Origin of the sequence: Alteromonas sp. CI.11.F.A3 (genome assembly GCF_032925565.1) — a bacterium.
Lineage (GTDB): Bacteria > Pseudomonadota > Gammaproteobacteria > Enterobacterales > Alteromonadaceae > Alteromonas.
In genome coordinates this window covers 2915271-2929401 of record NZ_CP136708.1, presented here as the reverse complement: position 1 = coordinate 2929401, position 14131 = coordinate 2915271, and the positions used below count along the sequence as shown (strand labels likewise).

Here is a 14131-nt window from a genome sequence, read left to right as displayed (position 1 = left end):
TTCGTTGCGTCCCGTCAAAGGTTTTCGGCATATTGAAATAATGCTCTTAATATCGCTTGTTTTTCGGGGTTATCAACATGCTCATGAGCAAGGCGCTCTAACGTGCTCATATAATGCTCAAGCGTAATTGATGCTGGCGAAGTGGAGTCGGTTAAACGCTCTTGGCGGTGTCGTTGCCACTTCAAAGTTTCATCATAGGTAAGCGTAGACGGGTAGTTACGCGCTCTATATCTAAACAATAAAGCCCTAAGGCCTACATGCTGAGTGTCTTCAGCGAAGGCGCCTAATTGTTCTGGGCTTGATTCCAGCACTTTGTCGCACCAATGACGATCTTCGGTGCTTAAAAAGCCACCGCTATAAAGCGCATGATCGATATCTTGCTCTTTATCGTCTGCGTCGCTTTCATATACTTTTGACAACTTCATGCCCAAGTCACGCTTTTGCGCCAAAATACGGTAATTTTCAAGACAAGCATCTCTGTCTAACCCTAATCTATGCGCGTTATCTTCAGTCATTGCTTTTGCAGTAGTCACAAAAGGAGAGCGATTAATATGAATGAGCTTTAACCCAGGGCGCAGACTATTGGCATCATTGCCAGGCTCGTAGCGGGCGTAAAGTTTGGTTTTTATCTCTTCAGGAGAATCGTTAAGCAAGCTATCGATAGGCTTTGATAAGTCTACGGCAATAATCGTGTTACTGTTGGTAGGGTGCTTAGCAACAGGCATTATCCACGTACAACACCCTTGGCTAGCAGGCAACTTAGCAGAAATATGCAACAGTACGGAAGGCTTGGTTAAATCAAATTGGTTAGCCACATTATGCTTACTACGAAGCGAATAAGCGTATTCGAATAATCTAGGCTGCTTTTCTTTAATCAGCTTTGCTAGTGCAATAGTGGCATGAACGTCACTTAATGCATCGTGAGCGTTCTCATGACTTATGCCGTTTTCTTTGGTTAAGTGTTCTAGCTTGAAGCTAGGCGTACCATCGTCACGAGTTGGCCAGTTTATGCCATCAGGGCGAAGTGCATAGCATGCTCGCGCTAAATCTATAATATCCCATCGGCTGTTTCCATTTCGCCATTCTCTGGAATAAGGGTCATAGAAGTTTCGGTAAAACAAGAAACGAGCGACTTCATCATCGAAGCGTATGCTATTAAACCCCAAACTACAGGTGTTGGGGGTCGACATTTCTTCATAAATACGTTTGGCAAAATCAGCTTCGTTCGAGCCGTCACGTAAGGTTTGTTGAGGCGTAATACCGGTAACCAAACAGGCTTCAGGGTGGGGCAAGTAATCGTTAGCAATGGCGCTCATAATATTAATGGGCTTACCAATAATATTAAAATCCAAATCGGTTCTAATAGCGGCGAACTGACAAGGTAAATCTTTTTGACCACTGGTACCGAATGTTTCGAAATCGTACCAAAGAAAGCTAGGTTCGTGCATGTTCTAGGTTACATTTTTGAATAAGTGTCATCATGCTGGCAGTGTACACTGCGTGGGTTTGAATACCAAACCTAGCTATTCAAAACGAATTTAATCTATTACTTGCCAATCTGTAAATCTAAAACTAGTTTTTAATGTATATCAGATAATTGGAATGTATTTACCTTGGCAGCGGTTATAAAACATAAATTGGGAGTAAAGTACTCCCAAAAGGTGCTTGGTTTCGTTGTTGTTGTGGCCGCTCTTGTCACTATGATTGTTGCTCTTTTATTCGAAAGCAACCTTTCGCAGAGCGTTTTAGATGAAGTGTCATCCGAGCTTAATCAACGCACATTTGAGATAGAAGGTTATACCCATCGTCAAGCTGCACAATATGCCGATAATTTAAAGTTTTTGCACGCCACGCCTCCCATATCAGGTATCCCCCGAGCGATTGAAAATGATGGCCTAGATCCACTAGAAAATACCTCCATTTCGGTGTGGAAAAGGCGTATAGAAACCATTTTTATTGCCTTTTTGGAAAATAATGAAGAAGTTGACCAACTTCGAATTATCAGTGTCGAAGATGATGGAAAAGAGCTGGTACGGGTTGAAAGAGACGGTTTAAAAATAGCGGCGATAGATAGCGTAGATCTGCAAAAAAAGGGCACAAGAGATTATTACAAAGAAAGTGCAAAGTTATCTCGAAACGAACTGTACATGTCAGGCATCAGTCTAAATAGAGAATACGGCAAAGTCGAGTTTCCTTATAAGCCTGTAATCCGTCTTTCTTTACCTATTTTTAGAGGTAATGGTGATAGATTCGGTTTTATAATTATGAACGTCAATACGGCCGTAGCGTTAGTTGGTATGAAGCAGTTTGTATCTTTTCCTCAACAACTTTACCTTACTGATGATGAAGGCTATTTCATTTATCACCCAGAAAAAAACTTTAGTTTTAGCAAAGACTTGTCGCCTGAAGTAACGTGGCATACTGAATTTTCATCCCCTTTATCTGAAGGGGTTCGCCCGTTAATAAATCGCATAGATGGGAAGAAAAGTGAGATATACGTAGCAAGTCGAAGAGTCATTGTAAGTAGCTCACCGAGCCAAAAATTTATTTACGTGCATCTTGCTATACCGGCAAAAACGATTACCAATTTAATGAATGAAAGACGATTGGCGGTTTATGGCTTTCTTTTGGCAATGTCTCTTTTGTTTGCTGCGGTACTGCTGTTTTTTCATAGAAATGCCGCTAAAAGTTATGAGCTGGCAGAAGCGCGAGGAGAATCTGCCGCTATTGTGGCCGGGTCTAGTGACGCCATAGTCAGTATGGATAATACAGGCATAGTGAAAAGTTGGAATATGGCCGCAGAGCGGTTATTTAGGCTACCAAGTTCAACTATTTTAGGGCATCACTACAGTTCATTTGAGTCGATACGTCCAATATCGTGGGACAAATATCTTAATGCTGAAATTACGCAAACCGGCTATTTTCAGGATGAAATTTTGTATAAACAAACCTCAGGTATTGAAAATTGTTTAGCGGTTACTGTGTCTCCTATCTGGGGCGAACAAAGTCAATACTCTGGTGTGGCAGTGGTTTTACGCGATATTACCGAGCAACGTAACACCCAACGGGCTATTGAGAAAAACAACTTAGCGCTTGAAGAAAAGGTACAGAGTCGCACTAAGGAACTGGCCGAAGCACGTGATGAAGCGCAGCAGGCAAGTCAGGTGAAAAGTGCGTTTATCTCCAGTATCAGCCATGAAATGCGAACCCCATTAAACGGTATAGTCGGGTCGCTCAATTTGTTAAAGCGCCAGCCTCTGTCTTCTAAGGCTGAACAACTTGCAGCTATGATGGATGTGAGTTGTAACAATTTAAGTGTGTTAATTAATGACATACTAGATATGTCAAAAATTGAAGCGGGGAAATTAGATTTAAACGTGCAAGCGTTTAATCCAGTCAACTTAATAGAAACCTTATCTTCTTCACTGGCAGTAAGAGCCCATAACAAAGGCTTAGAATTCCTTGTCGATACCACGGGGTTAAAAGCTGAAACCTTGGTGTCAGATCCACATCGTGTTTCTCAGATTATTAGCAACTTGGTGAATAATGCCATCAAATTTACCGAACGGGGGCATGTGGCGCTTACTGCATCACTTAGAGGCAGTGACGAGGACAAAGCCCAGCTTCATGTGTCGATAACCGACACAGGTATCGGTATCGCCAAAGAGCACCAGTCAAAGCTTTTTACCGCGTTTACCCAAGCAGATGCTTCTGTTGCTACACGATTTGGCGGCACGGGGCTGGGTTTATCTATCTGCAAGCAACTTAGTGTATTGTTGGGCGGAGATATCGACTTTTCTTCCACGCAAGGCCAAGGAAGTGTCTTTTCATTTTGGGTTGCGGTAGAGGATGCGACTTCCGCTGATAGTCAGCAAAACTTGGCGTTATCTAATAAAATGGACGGTTTGCGTTTAGCTGTGTTTGCTCAGTATCCACCGCTTGCACAAAACATTAATACCTTAATCACTAGCGAAGGTGGCAGCAGTGTAGAAACCTATACCGACATCGTGTCTTTCGAAGAGGTTTCTTGGGAAACTATTGATGTCATCGTCACCGATTACAACAACCCCATTTTGTCGGTAGTAGACGAAAATTGGGAAAACTTGGCGAAGCAAATATCCATTCCTCGCATCTGTATGTTGCAAAGTATTGGAAAGCAAACCACGTATTACGCTAACTTTACCCCGGCTATTTTAACAAAACCCTTATTGAAATCTGAATTTTTAAAAGTAGTTGATAGCGCTTCTCCGGAGTTAATAGAAAATCAAGCTACACAGCAAGTAGAATCGAATGCGACGGATATAGAAAAAGAGAGTATTGCTGGGGCTCATGTGCTGATAGTAGATGACAACGCTATTAATATAGAAGTGGCGAAAGGGGTACTTGATAATTTGCCCGTTTCGGTGAAAATTGCTAGCAACGGTGAACAGGCGTTAGATATTGTTAGGGAATGCGAAAAAGAAGGGCACTACCTTCACTGTATTTTGATGGACTGCCAAATGCCCATAATGGATGGGTATGCGAGTACTAGCGCTATTCGAGATGGCCGCGCAGGGCAAGTGCATCAACAGATTCCCATCATTGCTATGACAGCCAATGCGATGTTAGGGGAAAAAGAAAAGTGCATTGCAGCAGGCATGAGCGACTACGTCACTAAACCTATAGTGGCCAGCATGGTAGAGCCTAAAATTATCAATTGGATCCAGTCTGCCTACAGCCCGCAATTTTTAGGTAAATCAGTACTGGGCGAAACTCAAGTAAGGCATGGCGAATCTGCAAGTGATCGTCCCGCTTTGGCAGCGTTATCGGGCTTTACAGAGTCTTTTCCAGTTTCTCCATCTTCTTTATCTTCCTCATCTTCCTCGCAATCCTCGCCCTCCTCAGTATCTTCATCATCGTCAGAAGGAAGCGATACACTCGTTTGGGAAAAGTCACGCGCCTTGTCACGGTTGGCGAATAACCAGGTTTTATTCGATAAAATATGTGAAATGTTTATTGAAAGTGTGCCTAGAAAATGTGACGAAATTAAAGCTGCTGTAAACGACAAAGATGTCTCTAAAATTAAACTGGTGTCTCATACCATTAAAGGAATGGCAGGTGATATTGGCGCTGTGATCGTGCAGCGTCGTTTTAGTGATATTGAGCGACTCGCCAAGGATGAAAAGTTGCTAGAAATAGACAGTGTATTGCCAGATGCGATTAACGAGATAGCCGTATTTTTGAATGAGTTAAAGGCAGCCTAAGTCAGTATGCTATGTGACATTTGTGGTAAGTGCGCAATTTGGTTTAAACAGTTGCTTAAAATCTGTTTTTAGTGAGTAAAATCGAATAGAAAAAGTAGCTGTCATAGCCATCGTCTACTAGGCTTAAAGCGTAACAAAAATAATTTGATTACAAAAAAATAACATTGCGTTACATCATTACTATAACAAGCAGTGCCGTTTCGTCTTCACGCTGTATAAAACTATAAAAGACGCCGCGGCAGGGAGAGAAATATGGAATCGTTGCTAGTCAGTGATTATATGAATACTCACCCCGTGAAACTAAATGGGGATATGACAGTGGCCGAAGCCGTTGAGGCTTTGTTGGCTTGCGGGCAAAGTGGAGGCCCAGTAATTGATATTAAAGGTAAAGTGATTGGTTTTTTGTCTGAGCAAGATTGCATTGCTCAAATGATAGCGTCAAGTTACTACCGAGAGCAGATTTGCCGAGTGGCTGAAATAATGAAAGCACCGGTTGTGGTTATTAAACCGTATCTGTCGGTAATAGAACTGGCACAATTACTGATTAAAGATAAACCTCGCGTTTACCCTGTGGTTGACGACGATGGGGTATTGGTTGGAAGTATTAACCGAACGGCAGTGCTTCGAGCAATAGACGTACAACTTCGATCCGGCTATCAGCGCGCTAGCTAGCGTTTGAAGTGTTTTTAAGTATTTTAAAAGTAAAAAGGGTAAGCCAATCCGCTTACCCTTTTGCTTTACAACTCAAGTCCTTCTTAATGTTTGAGAACAGGCATCTACTAATTACGATTGCTCACATGAGAGCGAATTGCATCAGCTAAGTCATCACCTGTTACTAACTTAAAGTTCTGCCTTTGGCTAGGCATTACATTTCTTCCATCTTGCACCACCAATAGCCCATTTTTAAATGGCCCGCCCAGATTGGCGTTTGTGGTTTCAAGCCCATCGGTTTCCGACACGCCATCAATGCCTTTATCATAATTTGCACCAATGCTTATCATACCCACCAAGTTATAAGGAGCCTCGCTCTCATACACAGCGTATTGATTATTGCCTTGGCTAGAAGCAATTAAATAGCGCACACCGTCTACATCAAATAACGATAAACCTTCAACATCTGCGGTAACCGGTGATTCAATCGGAATAATAAACATGGGTGTCTTGTTAATTAGCTTGTTTGAAGCATTCTTGTTTGCGGCTTTAGCGCGCGTTGATGAAGGCATTGTTTTTATTTCAGAAACATCTAACGCCCAAATGCCAGCACCTTCTTCTCCCAAGTAGGCAATTTGTGCATCACTGTCCACAACGCATCCTTCAGGTTGAGACGGTAATGTAAAGTCGTGAATTAAGGTGGCAGAAACCTGAGAATGATCTGCCTTTTCAGTCATGCTCGCATTGTTGGTATAGGTGTTTGTGTTAGTTTTCGCGATGGCGTTACTATTTACATCAGTTGGCGCGTTCAACAAATAGCGTAAGTACCGGCCATCTGTGCTATTCACTAATACTTGGGTGTGATTATTTATCGAAAACACGCACAGCCCATATATATCGTTTAGCGGGGTAGGGATGTTGGTGTTAAAGGTTAGCTCGCCCGTTTGCTTATCGATAAAAAAGACCGACATGCTATTGCTGCTTCGATTACTGGCCACCGCGATATCGTGTTGCGGCGCCCAATCATATGCCACGCCCACGTTATTTACTCGCCCTACCTTGTGGGATGCAACCAACTCACCTTGTAAGTTATAGGCATTTAAGCTGCCTTTTTTGTTAGTGCCAATCACCACGCTTTTAGACGGGTTGTTTTTGTTTACCCAAATAGCAGGATCATCTGCTGCATCGCCATAATTCTCCACCACATCGGTTTCATAAATGGGCTTCAGTTCTATAGCAGAAAGCATGGGTGTCTCGTTAGTGATGTTAGTGGATACATCACCGTTTTGGGTGGGTGTCTCTGTAGTGAGATTTGTGTCTTTTAACATGGGTGTCTCGTTAAAAGACGTCTCGTTAAAAGAGGTGGGTGTCTTGATAAGAGATGCTTGGTTTGTGTGGCAGCTGTTTAGCGTTGCAATGGCCTGGGTGATGTTGGTGGTAAGCGTGCCACCAGAGTTATCATCGTAGATGTTGGCGTGAACCGTATCGCCTTTTACCCACAGCACGATATCTTCTGGCGCTATCTCTTTATCAAAGCCAAAGAAGTTTGTGGCGCACGTGTTGTGTAGCCAAAGTCCACTGTGTTCCGGGCTTACCCAAGCAGTAACCGTCTCTTGTATACCTAGAATTGTTGTAGCAGGGCTTTTTGTACGTGAGCTATTTGCAGCCGATCTATTTGTATCTGGGCTATTTGTAATCAGGCTAGCGAGAACCGTCTTGTGTGCCTCAACCCCATTAAGGGTGGCGACACCCTCTACCGGCGTGTCAGGCTGATTGAAAATGAGCGTGCGCTCGACCTCAGCTTCTTCATCTGCAGGCATGGCCCAAACACCGGCGTATTCGTCAGCCAAATAAATAGTTTGCTCAATATGTTTTGTTCTTGCGTGAGAAGTTTCGGCATCAGAAACTTTGGCGTCAGAAACGGTGAAATTAGGTGTGTGGTCGCTCACCCCAAGCGCACAGCTTTTTATACCTGGGCCAATCGCCAGTGTTCGTAGCGGATGAACCGTGAGCGCGCTACCGCTTTTAGCCGGTATAGCCAAATATTGGGTGAGCATACCCAACGCATCTATATTGATGAACTGTAGCTTGTCGTCTATCTTGGCGCTACATAAGGCTTCGGAGTCTTTCACGTCAGTCGCTGATGTTTGGGTAATGCTAATGGCGTGGTTTGACGTATTTTGAGTGCCTATTGTGTAGCTACGTATTTGTTGGCTATTAATATCAAACACTAAGGTTTGGATAAAGGGACCATTGGTACTTTCTGCCTCGGCACTTGATTCACCAACTGATTCGTTAGGAATTAGGTAATTTCCGGCTGCAACAAAGTGGCCTTTTTGCGACGCAAGTATATTCTTGCTATCAGCAACGGTTAAGCCATTAGTTTCACTAATTGTTACGCTTATCGTCCGGCCGTTTAATTCGTACGTTGTTTCTGATTCAGCAGCAACACCAGCACCTGTTTCTGTTAGCATAAGGTCGGTTGAGCTTGATGCAAATGCATTAGCGCTTGCCATAACCGCCAAGCAAAAGCCTAATTGACTTGTTTTTATGGCAAATTTTATAAGTTTGTTATTCACTTTATTCATTGCCAGTTCCTTTTGTTACAGCGTTAGGCTTTTGTACATTATGTTGATAAAAATGGCCGTTGCGGCCCCAGTCACCTACCACTAAAAAGTTAGAAGCATTATCTTGAACTTCAAGATTATTAATGTGGTGTTGTTGGTAGTAATCGTGTGATGTGGTTTGCCCTTGGCATGTAAGTGACAAAAAGGCAAAAAGAAGCAATAGTACGCGCATGAACTTATCTCTAATAAGGGCGCGCTTATAGCGCGCCCATTTTTTAAACGCTGGTGTATGACGTCTTAGGGTTTAACGTGAATACAGTTTTACAATACGGATTAAACAATGCGCTAATTAGCGCATTTGCCATGTAAAACCTAGTTCAAAAGTGCGGCCATATTCTTCAAATTGGGCGTTGTTAGTGCGCGAGTCGAAGTAATTATAAAATGGCTCGTTATTAATATTGATAGCGTTGAAATACACCTGCATATCATCGTTAATGAAATACTTAGCAGTAAAGTCTAACTGGGCATGTTCATCTTCAAAGCGCAGCATGTCACCGTCAATCTCTTCAAAGTTTTCACTTTTGTACGTCATGGCTAAGCGCAGGCTAAAGTCATTGGCTTCGTAGCCAAAGGTAAGATTTCCAATGGTGTCAGACTGATTTGGTAATTGGGTTTCAAACTTTTCACCATCTAAAATGGTGGTAGCGTCTGAATCTGTGAAGGTTGCGTTTGCTGCCACTAAAAAGCCGTTATTGAATGCTTTGACCCACGACAATTCTAGCCCGTGTAAGCTGGCGCTCTCACCGTTAATTGCTTGAATAGCTTCATCGTAGTCTTCCCAACCTTCAGTGCCTGCTACATCGGCATACACTACAAAGTTATCAATATCTTTGTAGAAATAACCGGCTGACAGTACGCCAATATCCCCAGGGTAATACTCTAAAGACACATCAAGGTTTTGTGCTTCGTAAGGTTGAAGCTCTGGGTTGCCCACTTCTGCTTCACGCTCGGTAACAAATACGCCGTCATCTTCTTCGGTTTTGCTTTCGATAATTTGGAACGCAGCGACATCTTCAAATTTAGGCCGTGAAATAGTTTGGGTATAAGCGGCGCGAAGTTGAAGCTTATCTGAAAAAGCGTAGCGCGCATTGATGCTAGGTAACCAATGATCGTAATCACGCTCAGCTTCCCAAACCGTGTTTACCACATCTTCCACATCGGTTTCTTCATTTTCAATAAGCTCAACACGCATACCAGAGGTACTGAAATCAGTGCGCTCGTAGCGTACACCAGCCACAATATGAAGCTTATCAATATCAACACTACCCATAATATAAGCGGCAAAGATGTCTTCTTCGTTAACGTAGGTGGCACCGTTAGATTCAATTTCTGAATCAAGTTCAGCCAATTCTAGTGCAGTGCGGTTGGCGGTAAAATAATCACGCATAGCTGAACGAGACAACCCGGGGCCAAAATCACCCAATGAATAGTCTGGTGAGCTATCACCAAAGTCCGACGGGTCTATATTGTCGAAGTCACCATCGTAAATGAAGATACTGCTGTCTCTGTCTTTTTCACGGCTACGGTACTTAGTTCCTAATTTTAACTCACCTATATAGCTGCCAACGTTGACGGGGCGAGCCAAATCAAGTTTAAAACTGGTTTCAGTGTCTTTGGTGTAGTTGTCTTCAAATGCAATTTCATCAAGCTCATAGGTTGATAAATCTACTGCATCAGCATCGTGTGTTATGGCAGGGCGAATAGTGTTTAAGTTGGCATCAATACTGTCGTTTTCTGTCACAAAGTTATAGTAGAGCGCGTCTGGCTCATCTTCATCAGATTTGGCATAGCCTAATTGCCAGTCGGCTTTCCAGGTTTGTAATTGATGTTCACCGCCAAGGGCTACCGTAAAGATACTCTGGGTTTCTTTTCTGTCTTTACTGCCACGCTCAATTTCTGAGTCTTCACCGTCTAGCGTGAAGGTGTTGCTTAACCGGTATTCTTCGTCTGAAAATTCACTGTAAAGCGTGCGAAGGTAATACTGGTTATTAAAATCTGGGCGGTAATCAAGGTTAACCGCTGCCCCTAAACGCTCTCGGGTAATGGTGTATTGGCGTTGTTCTACTTCATCATCGCCGTTGCTTTCTACGTTGTCAGAGCCAAAGTCTCGGTCAAAGTAAGACAAGGCTGCTGCTACGCCCCAATCTGGCGATAGTTTTTGCGTAATAGTACCTGAAATTTTGGGGCTAACTTCATCACGCAAATCGTTTTGGCTGCCTTGTACGGTAATACTCGCAGTGTCTTGTTGTTTGTCGAAGGCGCTAACACTGGTTACTTCAACAGAGCCACCTATGGCATCTCCATCCATATCAGGGGTGACCGACTTCGACACTTCAAGGGTTTGAATGAGTTCGGAAGGAATAACATCTAATGCCACCGAGCGTACGCCAGATTCAGGCGAAGGAATGTTAAGGCCATTAATGGTTACGTTATTTAAATTTGGATCGATACCGCGAATACCCACAAATCGGCCTTCACCTTGGTCGCGCTCTATCGACAAGCCAGGTAAACGTTGCAATGACTCAGCGGCGTTTTGATCGGGAAATTGACCTATGGCATCGGCAGAGACCACATTAGATATGCGATTAGATACTCGCTGTTGGTTTATGGCACTGGCTTGGCTACTGCGTTGACCTAGTACTAATAATTCTTCAAGTTCGTCACCTTCACCCACCTCAATAGCAGGGCGTACAGTTGCATCATCCTTTACTGTAACTTTCTGCGTTACCGTTTCTTCACCTAAATAAGAAACCTCTAAGGTATAAGTACCCGCTGGTACACCCGAGAAGCGAAAGCTACCGTCGCGACGAGATTCAGTGATTAGGTTCAGCTCTACCAGTTGAACTTTAGCGCCTACGTATACGCGCGCTTCAGCGGCGTCGTTGAGTGTACCCGTAATGGCGCCATTGGCGGCTAAGGCTTGATGAGACAGTGAAAGGCCAAGCGCAGCAATACAGGCAATGCGTAACGCAGAATAACGGGTTTTAATTTTCATTCTTAATCCATAAGTAGTGTGCAGTGAATAATTTGTGATGCCCAAAAATGGTAAAAAATACGGCAAAACGTACGGCAAGAACGTAAGGTAAAAATTGGATATGACAGTTACATGACGAGAAGACTATCAACGCCGGCAGAAAGGGCGAATATGAACAGATTAAAAGAAAGGTGAGCTAAATTGACCCGCTAGTAACTTACTAATAAGTTTAATTATTTTATTGTTATTTTTAAATTCAAAGCTGCACTGCCACCAATTTGTCACATTGGTGAGCCAAACTGACCCTCGACAATCAGGTTAAAAATGGGATATTTCCTGAGTCTTGTTCTACTGCTTGCCCCTAATTACTTTTATTCGTAATTGCAGGAAAAGCACAGTTTGCTACCTATAAGAGTGCTACATCATGTTTACGTTACGAAATGCCACGCAGTTTAGTCACCACAAAGGCTGGCTTTTCTTTACTTTTGCTACTTGTGCATTGGCAAGCTCATTGAGCCTGAGCTTTGGCAACCCCAAGCCGCTCGCCATTATATCTGGGCTAGATATTGTGGGTGAGGGTAGTGTAGTGCTGCTGACCCTAGGGTGGATTGTTGCGGTGTTGGCCAGTCGGCCGCCGGGTAAGGTCACCAGCTTGTTAATTATGGGCTTAGTGTTTTTCTTATTTTCAATGACACTCGACTTACTTGATGAGTTTTTGCGTTACCCCGACTCTGCCGCGTGGCTTAGCATGATTGAGTCGATCCCCGCCGCTATTGGCATGATCATTATGACAGCGGCGCTTTATCTATGGCATTTAGAGCAGCGTGCAATCAACTTGCAGCTTCGCCGCCGAGAGTGGGACTACCGAGACCACCAAGAAATCGATCCTATCACTCAGTTGTATCGAGGCGATTACTGGCAATCACGGGTTACCGCCTTGCAAGCGTCTGGACATAACGGTTATGTGGCCATCATCGACATTAATGAATTTTCTTATTTTAATCACCGCTATGGGCAGGCCGAAGGCGACCGCTACTTGCACGAAGTTGCGCAGCTGGTGGTAATGAACCTAAGACAACAAGATTTAGCTTGTCGATATGCCGGCGATAGATTCGCGTTGTTACTGCCCAATGTGAATGAAGTCGAAGCACAAGACATTGTAAAGGAAGTTAGAGCAAGTATTGGCCATGTGGCATTTCGCTATAAGGAAGATACGGCCGCTATTTATACCAGCGCGCGAGCAGTGGTTGCGCCGCTTAGTCAGGAATATTCGCTCACCGCTACATTGCAGAATTTGCTACTTCAGCTTGAAGATGTTGATAGGGGCGAAGGCGATGACGGGAGCAACAAGGGCAGTGTTCTCGGTACTAAGCCCGGAACTAAGCCCGGAACTAAACCTGGTAGCAGGAACGCAGCATAGTGATAGCTTGCTCAATGGCGACACAAGGGTTAACGCAAGGGCTAACACAAGGGCAAGTCCTTTCCCCTGCACCAGTGACTAAGTTGGACAAGGTAATACCCGCGTATCACCTTGTCCATGCGGTGCTCGACGTGGCCATTCCCCGTGGAGCAAGCAAAGACAAAATACTTCGTGGCACGGGCATTTTTGAGGATAGCCTCACGATGAATACCTGCATTAGCGCCAAGCAATGTATTGCCTTATTTTCTAACGTAAGAAGTCAATGCCAAGGTAACGATGTTAGCTTTTTGATAGGTAAAAGTTTAGGTGGGGTATGGCTACGTAAAGACATAGCCAATATTAAAAGTAGCCAAAACCTTGAGCAGGCGATTGAAGCACTTACGGCAATGCGTTGGAGCAGTATTCCTCTGGTGTCGTTCAAGCGCTTCACTCTACAAGATAAGTACATATGGGTGTTACAAGACGCCATGGGGTGCGAAAAAAAGGGTAGCCACAAGCTTTGGCCGTTTATTGCCCAGTTGTATTTGTCCATGCTGGTAGCCCTACTGAAGCAGTGGACAGGCACCCGTTTACCTTTAAGCTTTACAATAGATTCTGATAGACCACGCAATGTTCAAGATTTCGAAACTTACCTAGGGCTTCGGGTTACTTTCAATGCGCCGCTGATGTCTATAACCCTACTCAAATCTTGTATGACTATTCCTTTCCCTTTTGCCGATGATAAAACAGGCGATGCTTTTGGCGAAGCGCTAGGCGAGACAGAGAGAGGTATGGACTATCAGCAATCCCAAGTAATATCAAACTTGAGTTTGCTCGACTATGTAAGAAGTCAGACCTTGCGTGAGCCGCAAAAAGGGTTGGCAGATTTAGCGGAAAGCTTAGGGTGCAGTACCGCAACGCTAAAACGAAAGCTGAGCGATCACAATTACACATACCGAGGGTTAAGCGAAGAAGCCCGGCGGCAACAAGCCATCGTATTACTGGCGCTTAAAAAACTAAACAACGAACAAAGCGCCTCTCAAATGGCATTTTCCGACCTGCCTAACTTTCGCCGTGCAATAAAACGGTTAACCGGCTTAACCCCAAGTGAGCTGCGTGCCCGTTAATTTACTTTGCATTGGGTGCAAAACCTTTTATCCTTTCATTCGTTTTTGCGTATTTGTCTAATTACCTATAAATGTAAGCGCTAGTGTAGACTCGTTCATTTATAGTCAGT

Annotated in this window: 8 protein-coding genes; 4 read left to right on the top strand and 4 right to left on the bottom strand. The window is 43.8% G+C overall.

What is annotated here, in order from left to right; all coding sequences use genetic code 11:
• Positions 1-14: 14 nt before the first annotated feature.
• Entirely contained in the window at positions 15-1448 is a 1434-nt protein-coding gene (gene sbcB, locus R1T43_RS12660; protein WP_317349382.1) for an exodeoxyribonuclease I, read from the bottom strand.
• A gap of 165 nt (positions 1449-1613) precedes the next feature.
• Here sbcB and R1T43_RS12655 point away from each other — a divergent pair, with 165 nt between their 5' ends.
• On the top strand, positions 1614-5243 hold the full coding sequence (locus tag R1T43_RS12655; RefSeq protein ID WP_317349379.1) for an ATP-binding protein: 3630 nt from the start codon (positions 1614-1616) through the stop codon (positions 5241-5243).
• Positions 5244-5495: 252 nt separating this feature from the next.
• A complete protein-coding gene (locus tag R1T43_RS12650) occupies positions 5496-5915 on the top strand; it encodes a CBS domain-containing protein (RefSeq protein WP_159530916.1) in 420 nt (139 codons plus the stop codon).
• Between the two features lie 107 nt (positions 5916-6022).
• Here R1T43_RS12650 and R1T43_RS12645 read toward each other — a convergent pair whose 3' ends face one another.
• The 3 genes from R1T43_RS12645 to R1T43_RS12635 all read right to left on the bottom strand — a co-directional run bounded on the left by R1T43_RS12645 (position 6023) and on the right by R1T43_RS12635 (position 11516).
• Complete coding sequence (locus R1T43_RS12645) at positions 6023-8482, bottom strand: phytase (RefSeq protein WP_317349371.1); 2460 nt, start codon at positions 8480-8482, stop codon at positions 6023-6025.
• Entirely contained in the window at positions 8475-8693 is a 219-nt protein-coding gene (locus R1T43_RS12640; protein WP_317349368.1) for a hypothetical protein, read from the bottom strand. The genes R1T43_RS12645 and R1T43_RS12640 overlap by 8 nt, the downstream gene beginning before the upstream one ends.
• Before the next feature lie 117 nt (positions 8694-8810).
• Complete coding sequence (locus R1T43_RS12635; protein WP_317349366.1) at positions 8811-11516, bottom strand: TonB-dependent receptor; 2706 nt, start codon at positions 11514-11516, stop codon at positions 8811-8813.
• Positions 11517-11919: 403 nt separating this feature from the next.
• Between R1T43_RS12635 and R1T43_RS12630 the strand changes: the two genes are divergently transcribed.
• Both R1T43_RS12630 and R1T43_RS12625 read left to right on the top strand, forming a co-directional pair.
• On the top strand, positions 11920-12915 hold the full coding sequence (locus tag R1T43_RS12630; RefSeq protein ID WP_317349363.1) for a GGDEF domain-containing protein: 996 nt from the start codon (positions 11920-11922) through the stop codon (positions 12913-12915).
• Positions 12915-14021, top strand: coding sequence for a helix-turn-helix domain-containing protein (locus R1T43_RS12625; RefSeq protein WP_317349361.1), 1107 nt, complete (start codon positions 12915-12917; stop codon positions 14019-14021). The genes R1T43_RS12630 and R1T43_RS12625 overlap by 1 nt, the downstream gene beginning before the upstream one ends.
• Positions 14022-14131 lie beyond the last annotated feature (110 nt).